Genomic DNA, 16186 nt, shown 5'->3' on the forward strand with positions numbered 1-16186 from the left:
GTGGTCACTTCGACTCCACCGCCTTGCCATCCGCGCCCGTCGCACCTCTGGTGTACTTCGGGTGGATCAACCCGACGCTGGTGTACGGGAGTTCATCGACCTCCACGACCGGTACGCCTCGCTGCTCGGCCAGCAGACGGATGTGCTCGAGGTCGGCTCCCGCGCCGCGCTTGGCGAGGATCTTCCACGGGACGCGGCGCAGCAGTACCCGGGTCGTCTCGCCGACGCCCGGCTTGACCAGGTTCACATCGTGGATGCCGTACTCCTCGCTGATGCGTTCCACCGCGGCCCAGCCCTCCCAGGTGGGCGCGCGGTCAGCCGCGAGCAGCTCCTTGACCTCGGCGTCCACGGCATCGACGACCTCGTCGAAGTGGGCGGAGACGGTGTCGAGGAAGTGGCCGGACACATCGGTGTCCGCAAGCTCCCGGTAGAACTTCGCGCCGTGGAAATCGTCGGGGCCGACCAGGTCGGAGCGCAGGACGGTACGCGAAATCAGCCCGGACACGGTGGAGTTGAGGCAGGCGGACGGAATGAGGAAGTCCTCGCGGGTGCCATAGGTGCGGACGCAGCCGCCCGGGTCGGCCAGGACCGCGATCTCGGGGTTGAATCCGTCGAACCCGGCGAGCGCCGCGGACAGTTCACGGGTGATCGCCCCCTTGCCCGTCCAGCCGTCGACGAAGACGACGTCCGCCGGATCGTGGTGGGCGGCCAGCCAGCGCAGGGCGTTGGCGTCGATGCCGCGGCCCCGCACGATGGAGACGGCGTAGTGCGGCAGATCGAGCCCGTGCCGGTGCCGGGCCCAGCGGCGCATGAGTACGCCGACGGGGGTGCCCGCCCTGGCGAGCGAGACCAGTACGGGTCGAGGGGAGGGGGCTCCCCCACGCTTTCGGCTGTGGGGGAACTCGGCGAGGACCGTCTCGGTGACGGTGCCGACGGCGCGGGCGACGCGGGCGGCCGACAGGTCCAGCGCCGCCTTGAACAGGTTCTGGTACCGGGCGGACGGCTGGTATTCGACGGGGAGCGACTCGGCGTAGTGCGCGCCACCGCTCTGTATGGCCTCCTCGCGCTCCTCGGTGGGCGCCTCCAGTTCGGTGTCCGAGAGGTCCTGGAGCAGCCAGCCGACTTCGTCGGGTGCGTAGGAGGAGAAGGCGGGGCCGCGGAGGGGCTCGGGCAGCATGGGGGGTTCCTGCCGTTCGGAGACGTACGAGGGGAGGCCCGACGGGATGCCGGAGGGGACGTACGACGGGACGACCGCGAGCAGGACGTGGTCGGTGTGCGCGGCAAGCTGTGCCAACAGACCGTCAGGGGCGTGGAGTTCGCAGGTGTCGGCGGTGGAGTCGACGGTCACGACCACGGCGTCGAAACCGGCGCCCGCGACGTTGTACGCGTACCGGTCACCGGGCCCGTCGGCCGGGTTGTCGTGGGCCGGGAAGACCAGTCGGCTGCGTATCGCATAGCCGGGGTCGTCCACGGCGAGGACGGGGGAACGCGTGGTCGTCGAGTAGCGCACCTCGGCGTCGGTGTGGGCCTCCAGGGCCGTGCCCAGGCGCAGCGGGGCGTACATCAACTCCTCGAAGCCGAGGATCAGTACGCGGCGGGCATCGCCCAGTGACGCGGCGATACGTGCGGCCATGGCCGGGAGGACCGGTTCAAGGGCGGCCCGGTGGGCGGGGGTGAAGCCGTGCCGCCCGCCGTCGGGCACACCGGCGGGCCACTGGAGGTCCACCCGGGTGCACGGTCGGCGCCTCGGCTCGGCAGCCGCTTCCGCAGTGGCGGAGCCGGCTGCTTCCGTGGTGGCGGAGCTGGCCGCTTCCGCGGTGGCGGAGACGGCCTCCTCATGCGCGGCGACCAGTGCCTGGCCCTTCTCCAGGACGCCCTCCGGGAGGGCGACCGTGCCAGAGCCCCTCGCCACCAGGTCGACGCGCGCGCCGATCTCCGCGGCGAACTCGGTCAGCCGTCCGTGGTCGGCCGGCGACCGCATGTCCACCAGGGCGACGACGACGTACCGGCTCCGCGGGTATCGCTCATGCAGCGCGCGGATGGTGTTGAGCACGGTGTTGCCCGTGGAGAATTCGTCGTCCACCAGCACCAGCGGCGCACCGGAAGGGACGTCGGCCGGAGCCGCACGGCCACCCCGCCCGGCGTCCGCCGGGGCGCGCCCGCCCGCCAGCAGGTTCGGGTCCTCCGGAAGCAGCAGATGCGAGGTGGCGTGTGAGTGCGACTCCTCGAAGCCGCCCGCTCGCTCCACGCCCTCGACGGGGCGGCGCGTCGAATGGAGGTACGGCACCACGCCGAGCCCGTCGGCAACCGCGTGGCCGAGAGCGGTAGCCGTTTCCGCGTAACCGAGCACGACCGCCCGGCGCGCCTCGGCGTCACCGAGGAGTTCGCGCACCCGGCGGCCGAGCTCGAATCCGACGCCGTACACCACGGAAGGCTTCTGCGGCACATGCTTGCCCAGCACGTTCGACACGAGCAGATGAGCCCGCTTGGGGTTGCGGCGCAGGGCGATGCCCAGCAGCTCCCTCAGCTCCCTGTCACCGTCGGGTTTCCCGTCGCCGACAAGCTGGACGCCCAGTCGCTCCGCCACCCAGCTCCCCGACCACACCACGTTCGCCGTCTCTTCCCTTGCCGCGCGCTCGCTCATCGAGCCACGCTCGTTCCACGAGGCCCGCTCGTTCCGCGAGGCCCGTTCATTCCGCGAGGCCCGTTCATTCCGCGAGGCCTGCGGCCAGCAGCTCCACGAAGCCGATGTCTTCCCTCGCCACGCCGAAGACCTCGGCCCGCTGCAGGGTCCGCTCGGCCCAGGCGCGGTGCGGCTTCACTTCATTCATCTTGTTCGTGTACGCGGAGCGCATGACGCCGCCGCCACCGCGTTCCGGCCGCAGGATGTCCTGTGCGTCGCTGAACTCCTCATGACTGACCACGGACAGTGCATGCACGGGTGCGACATGCGACGGGTGGATGCAGGTCTTGCCGAGCAGACCGTTGGCCCGGTCGAGCTCGATCTCGCGCAGCAGGCCGTCCAGGTCGTGCTCGATCAGCGCCGTACGCAGTCCCTCGGCCCGGCCCGCCAGGAAGGGGCTGCGGCGCAGCTGCGGTTTGAACATGCGCTCCTGGAGCCGGAAGTATTCCCACACCGGTCCGCTGATCGTGAAGCCCGTACCGTCCGCCCGGCCCAGCGCGTTGACCACGTCGGCTATGACGGCGCCGACGATCTGTACGTCGTACGCCGTCATGTCGGGCGCCCTGCGGAGCCCGTAGGCCGAGCAGAAGTCGGTGACGCCGAGCCGCAGTGCGAGCACCCGCTCGCGGTACTTGTTGACGGTGCGCGCGATTCCCCGGAGTGCTTCCCTGCGGGTCTCCAGATGCAGCAGCTCGGGCGATTCGAGAACGGGCATCGCGAACAGGCGCCGCCCACACGCCTTTTCGGCGTTGGTGAGCGCTTCCATGAAGGGCACGCCACGCTCTTCGGTGAACTTCGGAAGTACAAAACCGGACAACAATCGGACGGTGTGGCCGAGCCGGCTCACCAGGTCCGTCACCTGACCCGGTTCCCGGACCCGGATGAAGAGCAGGGGCACCTCGACGCCGCGCGCGTCGAGCTCGGCGAACTGCCTGACCAGGTTCTCCTCGGCGCCGACCACCTCGGAGTCGTCGATCGAATCCTCCAGGCACAGCACCATCGAGACGACACCGCGCCCGGCCTGCTTGATGACGTCGTCAGCAAGCCTCGGCCTGGTGGCAGGGCTGTACAGGGTCGCTCCCAGGGCGGCCGAAAGCATGCGGGCCGACGAGTCCGCGCCGAATTCGCACGGCTCCTGGAAGAACAGACCCTCTCTCGCAGCGGGCGCAATATGCCCGAAATGACGCATTTGATTCCCCCGAACTGCCTAATCGTCTGGACAAAGCATGGCCGGTAATAGTACGTACGGACGGGTGTCAAGAGTTCCCTACGTGCGTGAATTCCGGGTAACTCGTCCATTTCCCGACGGGTGCGCCTACCGCGGACGACGTGGTTCCGACGCACTGCCGAGACATCCGGTGCGACCCCAGCATTGTCCGCACAGGCAGCCAGCAGGCAGGATGACGGGCATGACGCACGCGATGGTGAAGGGCTCGAACGTCCCTCTGGACGCCATGACCGTACGGGCCGTGCTCCGCTGGACCCCGGGCACCGGAGTTCCGGATGTGGACGCCTCGGCACTGCTGCTCGGAGCCGGTGGCCGTGTGCGCTCCGACACGGACTTCGTCTTCTACAACCAGCCCCGCCACCCCTCCGGTCTGGTGCGACGGCTGCCGAAGCGCAGTGTGCCCGAGGGGCTCACGGACACCATCGAGGCCGACCTCAACACGCTCGACCCCTCGGTCGAACAGGTGGTCATCGCCGCGTCCTCCGACGAAGCCGCATTCGACCAGGTGCGTGATCTTCGCGTCCTGCTGTACGACGCGGCCTCAGCGGACGGGGACCCGCTCGCCGTCTTCGATGTGCGGCCGGAGACCGGCGAGGAGACGGCGATCATCTGCGGCGAGCTCTACCGGCGCGGCGATGGCTGGAAATTCCGAGCCGTGGGACAGGGCTATCCGACCGGTCTGGTAGGTCTGGCGACCGCGTTCGGCATCTCGGTCGACGAGGCGGAGGCCGCGGCGGAGCTCGACCCGGCCCCCTCGCCCGACCCGGCCCCCTCGCCCGTGCCGGAACCCTCCCCCGTGGCGGCGCCCGCGTTCCCACCTGCGCCGGCCCCCGGCCCCGACCTGCAGGCCACGGTCCAGCACCAGCAGCCCGCCTACGGCTACCCGCAGCCCGCAGTGGCGCAGCCGGCTCCGCAGCCCGCGTACGGGTATCCGCAGCCTGCCGTCGGCCAGCCCACCTACGGCTATCCGCAGCCTGCCGCGGCCGCGGCGCCCGCCCCCGACCCGAATTTCATGCTGCCACCGCAGGGACCGCAGTTCGTACGGTCCTGACACGGCCCTGAGACGGCCGTGGGACGCGGCCCCGGGACGGCCCTGAGGTGTCCCCTGAAACCGCGGCCCGTCCGGCGTCAGCTCAGGTCCGGGACTTGTAGCCCCGTCCCCACTGCAATCCCCAGCCGTACAGCCGGTCCAGCTCCGACTGGAACCCGTACACGAACTTCACCTCGCGCCGCACGATCAGCTCGTCCTTGACGTTCTCCACCGTGAACACGGCGCAGGAGCGGGCCTGCGGGGCCCGCTCGTCGAGTTCGATCTCGATCCGCGGTCCGTTGCCCGGGTAGAGCGTCACCTTGGCGTGCGTACGGTCGAAGGCCGGCGTCTGGTCGTAGATGTAGACGAAGAACAGCAGCCGCTTGATCTGGTCGCGCTGGTCGAGATTGACGTAGACGGTCTCGCCCGACGGTGCCCCGAAGCGGTCGTCCCCGCTGAGCCGGATGTACGGCGGCCCGTTCAGGTCGCCGATGAGGTTGCCCAGCGGCTGGACCACGCCCTTGGTGCCGTCCTTCAGCTCGTACATGCAGCCCAGGTCCAGGTCGACATTGACCATGCCCTGGGTGTGCGCCTGCACCTCATCGGGCTGGAAGAGCTGCATGGGGCGCAGCAGCCGGCCGCTCTGCCGCGACCTGCCCTCGATGTCGGATGTACGCATCCGCCAGGAGAGGTTGACCCGCAGATTGCCGGTCGTCGCACCCTGCTTGGTCAGCGAGACCGTGGCATGCCGCCTGGAGAGCACGATGGAGCTGGTCGACGCGTTGCCCGACTCGAAGTGCGCCTCCCGCCTCGGCCACAGGCTGTCCCAGAACGCCATCCCCAACCCCCACACGTATCGGTAATGCACCGGCCCCGCACACATCACTGCGGGGCGGCCGCAGGGCCGGGTCCGGGTGTTCCCGGAGACCGTCGCCGTACGGACCGCCCCGCTGAGAGCGTTCCTCAATCCCTACCCGGTCACACCCCGGACGGGACTTCTGCCCTGGAACTCTTGTCGTCGCCCCCGCTTGCGGCCTCCAGCGCCTTGTTGCGCCGGACCGAGGACCAGAAGGAGCAGGCGATCAGCGCGACGCCGACGCCGCCGGTGATGAGCTCGGGGATCTCGTACTGGATGGTGACGAGCAGGATGACGGCCAGTGCGCCGATGGCGTAGTGGGCGCCGTGCTCCAGGTAGACGTAGTCGTCGAGGGTGCCCTGACGGACCAGGTAGACCGTGAGCGACCGGACGTACATGGCGCCGATACCGAGGCCGAGGGCCATCAGCACGATCTCGTTGGTGATGGCGAAGGCGCCGATGACACCGTCGAACGAGAAGGACGCGTCGAGCACTTCCAGGTAGAGGAACATGAAGAACGCGGCCTTGCCGGAGAGTGCGACCGCGGAGATCTTCTTGCCGCTCTTCCTGGCCTCCTCCTCGGCCTCGTGCTCCCGCTCCTCCTCTTCCTCCAGCTTGTTCTCGAAGAAGCCGGAGAGACCACCGACGATCAGGTATGTGATCAGACCTGCGACTCCGGCGAGCAGGACGGTCTCCGCCTTGTCCGCGTGGCCGCCGCCGTGCTGGTGCGCGTTCGTCGCAACAGTCATGGATGCGATCAGCAGCACGATCAGCGCGATGCAGACCGAGAGCATGTCGACCTTGCCGAGCTTGGCGAGCGGGCGCTCGATCCAGCGCAGCCACTGGATGTCACGGTCCTCGAAAATGAAGTCGAGGAAGATCATCAGCAGGAACATTCCACCGAAGGCGGCAATCGCCGGGTGGGCGTCCGTGACCAGTTGCTGGTAGCGCTCGGGCTGGTTGAACGAAAGATCGAGTGCTTCGATCGGGCCGATCTTGGCGGTGATGGCCACGATCACGACGGGGAACACCAGCCGCATACCGAAGACCGCGATGAGCACACCGATTGTGAGGAAGATCTTCTGCCAGAAGGCATTCATCTTCTTCAGGATTCCGGCGTTGACCACCGCATTGTCGAAGGACAGCGAGATCTCCAGGATGGAAAGGATCGCAACTACTCCGAAGGCTTCCCACCCCCCGTAGATCAGAGCTGCGACCAGGCCGAGCGCGGTAATCGCGAACGACCAGCCGAAGGTTTTCAGGATCACTGGCTACCCCATCGTGTATGTATGTAACGGGTCTCCCCCGGGTGTGTAAGGGGCTCCCCCGCGCCGTGCGCGGCTTTACGAAACGTTGACCCCAAAGTCTAAAGCGATCCCGCGCAGTCCTGACGCATACCCCTGTCCCACTGCCCGGAACTTCCACTCGCCGTTGTGCCGATAGAGTTCGCCGAAGATCATCGCGGTTTCTGTCGAGGCGTCCTCGCTGAGGTCGTAACGCGCGAGTTCCTGACCGTCCGCCTGGTTCACCACGCGGATGAACGCGTTGCTCACCTGGCCGAAGGTCTGCCCTCGATTGTCCGCCTCATGGATCGAGACCGGAAAAATGATCTTGTCGCAGTGCGCCGGCACCTGCGTGAGATTCACGATGACCGACTCGTCGTCGCCCTCGCCCTCACCCGTGAGGTTGTCACCGGTGTGCTCCACGGAGCCGTCGGGGCTCGTGAGGTTGTTGTAGAACACGAACCATTCGTCGCCGAGCACCCGGCCCGACTGGCACAGCAGCGCGCTGGCGTCGAGGTCGAAGTCGGCGCCCGTGGTGGATCGTGCGTCCCAGCCGAGCCCGACCAGCACCTGGGTGAGGTTGGGTGCGGCCTTGGAGAGGGAGACATTGCCTCCCTTGGCGAGCGTGACGCCCATGGTGTGTCCTCCCCGAGTCGATGAACCGTCTTTTGAGCCGTTGAGCCGTTCAGCAGCCGCTGGAACCGTGGAGCGGGCTGTCGTACCCGTCCGGCGCCGCACGGGGGTGCGGCGCCGGACGGGTACATGCTGGCGTGGCCCGGGCTGCGCCTCGGCGGCTCGGCCCGGTCGCGCCTTTCCTCAGAGCCTGTCGGGCTCTCGGTCTCAGACGTTGACGCCGAAGTCCTGCGCGATGCCGCGCAGCCCCGAGGCGTAACCCTGACCGATGGCGCGGAACTTCCACTCCGCCCCGTTGCGGTACAGCTCGCCGAAGACCATGGCGGTCTCCGTCGAGGCGTCCTCGCTCAGGTCGTAGCGCGCCAGCTCGGTGTTGTCGGCCTGGTTGACCACGCGGATGTACGCGTTGCGCACCTGGCCGAAGCTCTGCTGGCGGGACTCGGCCTCGTAGATCGAGACCGGGAAGACGATCTTGTCGACATCGGCCGGAACGCCGACCAGGTTCACCTTGATGACCTCGTCGTCACCCTCGCCCTCACCGGTGAGGTTGTCACCGGTGTGCTCGACGGAGCCGTCGGGGCTCTTGAGGTTGTTGAAGAAGACGAAGTTGCCGTCGCTGCCGACCTTGCCCTCGGCGTTCGTCAGCAGGGCGCTGGCGTCGAGGTCGAAGTCACCACCGGTGGTGGTACGAGCGTCCCAGCCCAGACCGACGATGACCGCGGTCAGGTTGGGCGCGGCCTTGGTCAGCGAGACGTTGCCGCCCTTGCTGAGGCTGACTCCCACGAGTCCTCCCATTGGTTTTCTTGGGGGCCGGCGGGCGCCGGCGCCTCCACGTTGTGTTGGCATCCGATTCAACGAGTGGATCCTAGTGACCGGTTCCCGGCCATAGCAGGCTTTTGGCAGGGACGCCCACAGATCCACCGGTCCCGGATCAGAGTGTGTCGAGCGCCTTGATGTAGTCGTTGAGGTCGCGCGCGTCGGGCAGAGCGTTGACGACGGTCCAGCGCACCACGCCCTCCTTGTCGATGATGAAGGTGCCGCGCACCGCGCAGCCCTTCTCCTCGTCGAAGACGCCGTATGCACGCGAGGTCTCGCCGTGCGGCCAGAAGTCCGAGACCAGCGGGTACTCGAGACCTTCCTGCTCGGCGAAGACGCGCAGGGTGTGGATGGAGTCGTTGGAGACGGCGAGCAGCTGCGTGTCGTCGTTCACGAACTTCGGCAGCTCGTCGCGGAGCGCGCAGAGCTCATTCGTGCAGACGCCGGTGAAGGCGAACGGGTAGAACAGCAGCACGACATTCTTCTCGCCGCGGAAGTCGGAGAGCTTCACGGTCCGCCCGTGGTTGTCCTTCAGCTCGAAGTCCGGGGCCTGGGTGCCGACCTCGATCGCCATGAAACGCGTCCCTTCGCTACCGACCTCACCCACGATTGGCAGCGGCCTCGCAGCGCCCAATCGTGGGTGAGGTCGTAAGTTCACCGGGCTGGTCCGTCCGGGTAGCTCCCACCCTACGCAGACCCCGCAGCAGGCCACGAAGAGCCCGCACGGGGGCGCCCCGCGCCCCGGCCGTACGAAAGACCCCCGGCGGCTCATGCCGTCGGGGGTCTTCAGGGCGGATGCGTGGCGGATGCGGTTCAGCGCCTGGCTTTGGCCGCCTTCGGTGTGACCAGACGGCTGCCCGTCCAGTCCTTGCCCGCATTGATGCTCTTGGTCTGGGAGAGACCGGCCGTCTGTGCGGCCTCGTTGATGTCGCTCGGTTCGACGTATCCCTCACGGCCGGTCTTCGGCGTCATCAGCCAGACCGTACCGCCGTCCTCGATCAGGCCAATGGCATCCACCAGCGCGTCCGTAAGGTCGCCGTCCTCGTCGCGGAACCACAGCAGGACGACGTCTGCGACGTCGTCGTAGTCCTCATCGACGAGTTCCTGGCCGATAGTGGCCTCAATGCCCTCACGGAGCTCCTGCTCGACATCGTCGTCGTAGCCGATCTCCTGGACCACCTGTCCGGGCTCGAACCCCAGGCGTGCTGCCGGGTTGGTCCGCTCCTCCGCGTGGTCCGCGGTCGCGCTCACGGGTTGCCTCCTGATCATGTTTCGGAAAATGCTTCAGCCACGCGCGCGTGCGCGGGCTTGGCCGTAGTCCACACGGGAGCGGCGGATCGCGCAAGTACCCAGCGTGCGAGACCGCCTAAACGGTGACGTTCCCTGCCACGTCGTCGCACTGCCGGCAGGCCCCCTACGGGGGCCGACGCTACCGTCACACCCTTTACGTCCTTGCATAGCTTATGCCGTTTCGGTCCGCCATTCGGAGTCGAGCATCCTTTGGGAACGCTTGGACGGGTTGGGCGTATGGTTGCGTTTTGGAACAGCCCATCCGCGCGCCATGGTCGCGATGTCTCGCAACACGGCGGTTACCCCTCGGTAGAGATGACGTTTGCGCCCCCGCGGTACACGATGGTCATGGCGTACATGCATACATCCCGGGGGCATGTCCTCCCTTATAACCAGGCCCCGTAGAGCAGCACCTAATAGCGAAGGAACAGCGTGGCTTCCGGATCCGATCGCAACCCGATCATCATTGGCGGCCTGCCGAGCCAGGTCCCGGACTTCGATCCCGAAGAGACCCGGGAATGGCTCGACTCGCTCGACGCCGCCGTCGACGAGCGAGGCCGTGAGCGGGCCCGTTATCTGATGCTCCGGCTCATCGAGCGTGCGCGCGAGAAGCGCGTCGCCGTGCCCGAGATGCGCAGCACGGACTACGTGAACACGATCGCCACGAAGGACGAGCCGTTCTTCCCCGGCGACGAGGAGATCGAGCGCAAGGTCCTCAACGCGACCCGCTGGAACGCGGCCGTGATGGTGTCGCGTGCCCAGCGTCCGGGGATCGGTGTCGGCGGCCACATCGCCACCTTCGCCTCCTCGGCCTCGCTCTACGACGTGGGCTTCAACCACTTCTTCCGGGGCAAGGACGACGGTCTGGGCGGCGACCAGATCTTCTTCCAGGGGCACGCGTCCCCGGGTATCTACGCCCGCGCCTTCCTGCTCGACCGGCTGAGCGAGGCGCAGCTCGACGCCTTCCGCCAGGAGAAGTCGAAGGCGCCGAACGGCCTGTCCAGCTACCCGCACCCGCGGCTGATGCCGGACTTCTGGGAGTTCCCGACCGTCTCGATGGGCCTCGGCCCGCTCGGCGCGATCTACCAGGCCCGGATGAACCGCTACATGGAGGCGCGCGGCATCGCCGACACCTCCCAGTCGCATGTGTGGGCGTATCTGGGCGACGGCGAGATGGACGAGCCCGAGTCGCTCGGCCAGCTCTCCATCGCCGCCCGTGAGGGCCTGGACAACCTGACCTTCGTGGTCAACTGCAACCTGCAGCGCCTCGACGGCCCGGTGCGCGGCAACGGCAAGATCATCCAGGAGCTGGAGTCGCAGTTCCGCGGCGCCGGCTGGAATGTCATCAAGCTGGTCTGGGACCGCTCCTGGGACCCGCTGCTGGCGCAGGACCGCACGGGCATCCTGGTCAACAAGCTGAACACCACGCCGGACGGCCAGTTCCAGACGTACGCCACCGAGTCCGGTGCGTACATCCGTGAGCACTTCTTCGGGGACGACCCGCGGCTGCGCGACATGGTCAAGGACATGACCGACGACCAGATCCTGCACCTGGGCCGCGGCGGTCACGACCACAAGAAGGTCTACGCGGCCTATGCGGCGGCCAAGGCCCACAAGGGCCAGCCGACGGTGATCCTCGCGCAGACGGTCAAGGGCTGGACGCTCGGACCGAACTTCGAGGGCCGCAACGCGACCCACCAGATGAAGAAGCTCACGGTCGAGGACCTCAAGCGGTTCCGCGACCGGCTGCACATCCCGATCACGGACAAGCAGCTGGACGAGGGCTACCCGCCCTACTACCACCCGGGCCGCGACTCGGAAGAGATCCAGTACATGCACGACCGCCGCAAGAGTCTGGGCGGCTATGTCCCGACCCGTGTGGTGCGCGCGAAGCCTCTGCCCCTCCCCGAGGACAAGACGTACGCGACCGCGAAGAAGGGTTCGGGTCAGCAGTCGATCGCCACGACCATGGCGTTCGTCCGCATTCTGAAAGACCTCATGCGGGACAAGGAGATCGGCAAGCGTTTCGTGCTGATCGCGCCCGACGAGTACCGCACCTTCGGCATGGACGCGTTCTTCCCGAGCGCGAAGATCTACAACCCGCTCGGTCAGCAGTACGAGTCGGTGGACCGTGATCTGCTGCTCACGTACAAGGAGTCGCCGACCGGTCAGATGCTGCACGACGGCATCTCCGAGGCCGGCTGCACGGCCTCTCTGATCGCCGCGGGTTCGGCGTACGCCACGCACGGCGAGCCGCTGATCCCGGTGTACGTCTTCTACTCGATGTTCGGTTTCCAGCGCACCGGTGACCAGTTCTGGCAGATGGCCGACCAGCTCGCGCGCGGCTTCGTGCTGGGTGCGACCGCTGGTCGTACGACTCTGACGGGTGAGGGTCTCCAGCACGCGGACGGCCACTCACAGCTGCTCGCCTCGACCAACCCGGGCTGTGTCGCGTACGACCCGGCCTTCAGCTACGAGATCGCGCACATCGTCAAGGACGGTCTGCGCCGGATGTACGGCGAGAACAGTGAGGACGTCTTCTACTACCTCACCGTCTACAACGAGCCGATCCAGCACCCGGCCGAGCCCGAGAACGTGGATGTCGAAGGCATCCTCAAGGGCATCTACCGCTACAAGAGCGCCGAGCGGGGCGAGATCCCGGCCCAGATCATGGCGTCCGGTGTGGCAGTCCCGTGGGCGGTCGAGGCTCAGCGGATCCTCGCCGACGAGTGGAACGTCAGGGCGGACGTCTGGTCGGCGACCTCCTGGAACGAGCTGCGCCGCGAGGCCGTGGATGTGGAGCGGTACAACCTGCTGCACCCGGAGGATGAGCAGCGCGTCCCGTACGTCACGCGGAAGCTCTCCGGCTCCGAGGGCCCGTTCGTGGCGGTCTCGGACTGGATGCGTTCCGTGCCGGACCAGATCGCGCGCTGGGTGCCCGGTGCGTACCAGTCGCTGGGTGCGGACGGCTTCGGCTTCGCCGACACCCGTGGTGCGGCCCGCCGGTTCTTCCACATCGACGCGCAGTCGGTCGTCCTCGCGGTGCTCACCGAGCTCGCGAAGGAGGGCCGGATCGACCGTTCGCTGCTGAAGACGGCGATCGACCGGTACGAGCTGCTGGATGTGACCGCGGCCCACCCGGGTGCGGCCGGCGGCGACGCGTAACGACGAACCATGACTGAAGGGCGACGGGACCTCCTGGTCCCGCCGCCCTTCAGCGTTTGCGATCAGTTCTCCCAGACCTTGAAGGCCCTGACCTGGTACGGGGACTGGGGCACCCAGGTGCCGCCGCCCGGATAGGTCTCGAACTCACCCGTCTCGGCGCACTCCGCCGACTGGTACGTGGTGACGGGCCTGCCGGTGCGGTTGGCGAGCGCCTGGACCTTGCTGCCCGCCAGCAGCGGAACACAGCTTTCGATGTCGATGGTGGACAGCTCATGAATCTGCCGGGCGCCCGTGAAGTCCGGCTTCTCCCAGAGACAGAGCTGACCACTTCCGCAGTCCCCGGGCCGGGCGGGTGCGGATTGGGCCGCGGCCTGCGGAATCAGGGCAGTGGCGGCCAAGGCGGTGGCGGCCAGGGCAGCGGCAAGAACGGTCGTACGCATGGAAATCGACCCCCGTGGTGGTGCGAATCAGTTGCACGCACCCTGACCTGCGGGGCAAGGACTGGGGAAGGGGCTGCGGGCCATACCACCCTGATAGGCGACAAGCCCCGCCGGAATGGTCCGGCGGGGCTGTTCTACGCACTGTGTTGACGCCTCAGGGAGGCATCACGACGAGCGATCAGATGTGACCTACGCCCGCGCCCGCCCCGGCATTCGCACCGCGCTTGGTGAGCGTGGCGACCAGCGCGGCGACCAGCGCGACGACGCCGGCGACCATGAATGCCGTGCTCATGCCCGACACGAACGTGTCATGGGCGACGCCCGCGATTTTCGCCGCGACCTCCGGCGGAGTGTTGCCGTCCACCGGCGGTACGCCGACCTCGACGGCCGAGGAAACGGCGTCCAGCTGCTCCGGCGAGAGCGGCGGAAGCTGCGCGGCCGTCCAGTTGTCGGCCAGCTTCGAGTCGACCTGGGAGGCCATGACCGCGCCCAGCACCGCCGTGCCGAGGCTGCCGCCGACCTGCATGGCGGCCTGCTGCAGACCGCCCGCGACACCGGAGAGCTCTATCGGGGCGTTGCCGACGATGACTTCGGTGGCGCCGACCATCACCGGGGCGAGGCCGAGGCCGAGCAGACCGAACCAGATCGACATGGTGAGGGTGCTGGTGCCGACCTCGAGCTGGGACATGCCGAACATCGCGACCGACGTGCAGAGCATGCCGCCGACCAGCGGGACCCGCGGGCCGAACTTGGTGATCGCGGCGCCCGCGAGCGGCGAGGCGACGATCATCATCCCGGTCAGCGGCAGCAGGTGCAGACCGCTGTCGACGGGGCTCAGACCGTGCACGTTCTGGAGGTAGAAGGTGACGAAGAAGAGCCCGCCCATGAAGGCGAAGGCCATCAGCACCATCAGGACCGTGCCCGCGGACAGCGGCACGGACCGGAACATCGCCAGCGGGATCAGCGGCTCCTTGACCTTCTTCTGGGAGAAGGCGAAGCCCACGAACAGAGCCAGGGCCGCGCCCAGGAAGCCGAGCGTCTTGTAGTCGCCCCAGCCCCACTCGGCGCCCTTGATGAGCGCCCAGATCAGGCAGAACATCGCCCCCGACAGCAGCACGATGCCGCCGATGTCGAAGGAGCGCGGCGCGTTCTCGGCGCGGTGGTCCTTGAGGATCACCAGGCCCAGCAGGAGCGCGATCACGCCGACCGGCACATTGATGAAGAAGACCGACTGCCAGCTGACGTGCTCGACGAGCACACCGCCGAGGATCGGGCCGCCCGCGGTCGAGGCGCCGATCACCATGCCCCAGATGCCGATCGCCATGTTCAGCTTCTCGGCCGGGAAGGTGGCGCGCAGCAGGCCGAGCGCGGCGGGCATCAGCAGGGCGCCGAAGAGGCCCTGGAGCACCCGGAACGCGATCACCAGTGAGACGCTGCTGGAGAGGCCGATGGCCCCGGATGCCACGGCGAAGCCGACGACACCAATGAGGAAGGTCTGGCGGTGGCCGAACCGGTCACCGAGCTTGCCTGCGGTGATCAGGGAGACCGCGAGGGCGAGCAGGTAGCCGTTGGTGATCCACTGGACGTCGGCGAGCGAGGCTCCCAGGTCCTGCTGGATGGCGGGGTTGGCGATCGCGACGATCGTGCCGTCGAGCGCGACCATCATCACGCCGATGGCCACGGAGAAGAGCGTCAGCCAGGGGTGGCCGCGCAGCCCCTTGGCAGGTGCGGGCACGGTGTCCTGCGGCTCCCGCGACGCCTTTTCGACGGTGGTCTGACTAGTCATGCTCGGGAGATTAATGTCAGTCGCTGACAGTTGACAAACTGATTCACAAGTCGATAACTGTCACGTAGCTCACAGGTACGCTGAGCTGGGTAAAAGCAGGAGAAAGAGGACCACTTCAGTGACCGATGAGCAGCAGGCCGTGTGTCCGACCGGACTGCGCGAACTGAAGAAGCGACGCACCCGGGACGCCCTGCTGCACGCCGCCCTCGATCTTTTCATCAACCAGGGGTACGAGGAGACCACCATCGACGAGATCGCCGAAGCCGTCGAGGTCTCCCAGCGCACCTTCTTCCGCCACTTCGCCAGCAAAGAGCAGGCCGTCTTCGCCGTCCAGGAGATGGTGGAGTCGCGCTTCCTCTCGGAGCTGCGCCGGCGTCCCGCCACGGAAGCCCCGTTCGCGGCGATGCGCAGCGCGATCCTCTGTGCCTGGAACAGCATCGGTGAGGCGATCGAGGCGATCGTCACGGTCGAACTCCATATGCGTACGTACCGGATGATCGAGTCGACTCCGTCGCTGCTCGCCGCCCACCTGCGGCGCAGCATGGATCTGCAGAACCAGATCGCGCTGCTGATCGCCGAGCGCGAGGGGCTCGACGTGAACACGGACCCCCGGCCGAGGGTCGCCGTGGCCGTGTTCTGCGGGGTGATGCGGGTGACCGGGCAGCTCTGGGGGCAGGGGCGGGACATCAGCGTGGACTCGTTGCGCACACTGACCGAGGCGTACCTGGACCAGCTCGGGCCGGCACTGGCCGGGAACTGGCGGGCGGAGACCGGCAGTGGGCTCGGTTAGCGATACGGAAACTCCGTCAGATATGCCGCACGCCTCAGTGCCGCGGCATGACCGGCTTCACAACAGCCGTGCCCCGATGGCCATGTGCGACGCTCCGGGGGCACTCTGAGCGCCTGAGTGCGTGCGTCGCACCAACACAGCGTGAAATGAACCTTCTTGAAATCCCGACAGCCGGGTGATGTGTGT

At 67.6% G+C, this 16186-nt stretch carries 13 protein-coding genes; 3 read left to right on the forward strand and 10 right to left on the reverse strand.

Annotated elements, in window-relative coordinates; all coding sequences use genetic code 11:
- Positions 1-4: 4 nt before the first annotated feature.
- Both ABT115_RS14650 and ABT115_RS14655 read right to left on the reverse strand, forming a co-directional pair.
- Entirely contained in the window at positions 5-2644 is a 2640-nt protein-coding gene (locus ABT115_RS14650; protein ID WP_351788626.1) for a phosphoribosyltransferase, read from the reverse strand.
- Positions 2645-2708: 64 nt separating this feature from the next.
- Positions 2709-3872: an HpcH/HpaI aldolase/citrate lyase family protein gene (locus ABT115_RS14655; protein ID WP_351788628.1), complete on the reverse strand. Its 1164-nt coding sequence runs from the start codon at positions 3870-3872 to the stop codon at positions 2709-2711.
- Positions 3873-4092: 220 nt separating this feature from the next.
- Here ABT115_RS14655 and ABT115_RS14660 point away from each other — a divergent pair, with 220 nt between their 5' ends.
- Positions 4093-4962: a TerD family protein gene (locus ABT115_RS14660; RefSeq protein ID WP_351788630.1), complete on the forward strand. Its 870-nt coding sequence runs from the start codon at positions 4093-4095 to the stop codon at positions 4960-4962.
- Positions 4963-5044: 82 nt separating this feature from the next.
- Here ABT115_RS14660 and ABT115_RS14665 read toward each other — a convergent pair whose 3' ends face one another.
- The 6 genes from ABT115_RS14665 to ABT115_RS14690 all read right to left on the reverse strand — a co-directional run bounded on the left by ABT115_RS14665 (position 5045) and on the right by ABT115_RS14690 (position 9780).
- Positions 5045-5779, reverse strand: a complete 735-nt coding sequence (locus ABT115_RS14665) for a TerD family protein (RefSeq protein ID WP_351788633.1) — start codon at positions 5777-5779, stop codon at positions 5045-5047.
- A 140-nt stretch (positions 5780-5919) separates the two neighbouring features.
- Entirely contained in the window at positions 5920-7065 is a 1146-nt protein-coding gene (locus ABT115_RS14670; RefSeq protein WP_351788636.1) for a DUF475 domain-containing protein, read from the reverse strand.
- A 75-nt stretch (positions 7066-7140) separates the two neighbouring features.
- Positions 7141-7716 carry a TerD family protein gene (locus ABT115_RS14675; RefSeq protein WP_351788639.1) on the reverse strand — a complete coding sequence of 192 codons (576 nt, stop codon included), beginning with the start codon at positions 7714-7716 and terminating at the stop codon, positions 7141-7143.
- A gap of 204 nt (positions 7717-7920) precedes the next feature.
- On the reverse strand, positions 7921-8496 hold the full coding sequence (locus ABT115_RS14680; protein ID WP_351788641.1) for a TerD family protein: 576 nt from the start codon (positions 8494-8496) through the stop codon (positions 7921-7923).
- A 148-nt stretch (positions 8497-8644) separates the two neighbouring features.
- Complete coding sequence (locus ABT115_RS14685; RefSeq protein ID WP_351788644.1) at positions 8645-9103, reverse strand: peroxiredoxin; 459 nt, start codon at positions 9101-9103, stop codon at positions 8645-8647.
- 239 nt (positions 9104-9342) lie between these two features.
- Positions 9343-9780: a DUF3052 domain-containing protein gene (locus ABT115_RS14690; RefSeq protein ID WP_351788647.1), complete on the reverse strand. Its 438-nt coding sequence runs from the start codon at positions 9778-9780 to the stop codon at positions 9343-9345.
- 471 nt (positions 9781-10251) lie between these two features.
- On the opposite strand from ABT115_RS14690, the gene aceE reads away from it, so the two are divergent.
- Positions 10252-12984, forward strand: a complete 2733-nt coding sequence (gene aceE / locus ABT115_RS14695; protein ID WP_351788650.1) for a pyruvate dehydrogenase (acetyl-transferring), homodimeric type — start codon at positions 10252-10254, stop codon at positions 12982-12984.
- A gap of 62 nt (positions 12985-13046) precedes the next feature.
- Here aceE and ABT115_RS14700 read toward each other — a convergent pair whose 3' ends face one another.
- The gene (locus ABT115_RS14700) at positions 13047-13424 is read right to left on the reverse strand and encodes a peptidase inhibitor family I36 protein (RefSeq protein WP_351788653.1); all 378 of its coding nucleotides are present in this window, start codon (positions 13422-13424) and stop codon (positions 13047-13049) included.
- A gap of 178 nt (positions 13425-13602) precedes the next feature.
- Entirely contained in the window at positions 13603-15210 is a 1608-nt protein-coding gene (locus tag ABT115_RS14705; RefSeq protein WP_351788656.1) for an MFS transporter, read from the reverse strand.
- 118 nt (positions 15211-15328) lie between these two features.
- Between ABT115_RS14705 and ABT115_RS14710 the strand changes: the two genes are divergently transcribed.
- Positions 15329-16000 (forward strand): TetR/AcrR family transcriptional regulator, encoded by a 672-nt coding sequence (locus ABT115_RS14710; RefSeq protein ID WP_351788659.1) that lies wholly within the window; start codon positions 15329-15331, stop codon positions 15998-16000.
- Positions 16001-16186 lie beyond the last annotated feature (186 nt).

This window comes from Streptomyces sp. NPDC001832 (assembly GCF_040297265.1).
GTDB lineage: Bacteria > Actinomycetota > Actinomycetes > Streptomycetales > Streptomycetaceae > Streptomyces.

Bases quoted from the DNA above. Each gene is read 5' to 3' on its own strand.
- ABT115_RS14650 (WP_351788626.1), bottom strand. From the start codon at position 2,644: ATGAGCGAGCGCGCGGCAAGGGAAGAGACGGCGAACGTGGTGTGGTCG.
- ABT115_RS14655 (WP_351788628.1), bottom strand. From the start codon at position 3,872: ATGCGTCATTTCGGGCATATTGCGCCCGCTGCGAGAGAGGGTCTGTTC.
- ABT115_RS14660 (WP_351788630.1), top strand. From the start codon at position 4,093: ATGACGCACGCGATGGTGAAGGGCTCGAACGTCCCTCTGGACGCCATG.
- ABT115_RS14665 (WP_351788633.1), bottom strand. From the start codon at position 5,779: ATGGCGTTCTGGGACAGCCTGTGGCCGAGGCGGGAGGCGCACTTCGAG.
- ABT115_RS14675 (WP_351788639.1), bottom strand. From the start codon at position 7,716: ATGGGCGTCACGCTCGCCAAGGGAGGCAATGTCTCCCTCTCCAAGGCC.
- ABT115_RS14685 (WP_351788644.1), bottom strand. From the start codon at position 9,103: ATGGCGATCGAGGTCGGCACCCAGGCCCCGGACTTCGAGCTGAAGGAC.
- ABT115_RS14700 (WP_351788653.1), bottom strand. From the start codon at position 13,424: ATGCGTACGACCGTTCTTGCCGCTGCCCTGGCCGCCACCGCCTTGGCC.
- ABT115_RS14705 (WP_351788656.1), bottom strand. From the start codon at position 15,210: ATGACTAGTCAGACCACCGTCGAAAAGGCGTCGCGGGAGCCGCAGGAC.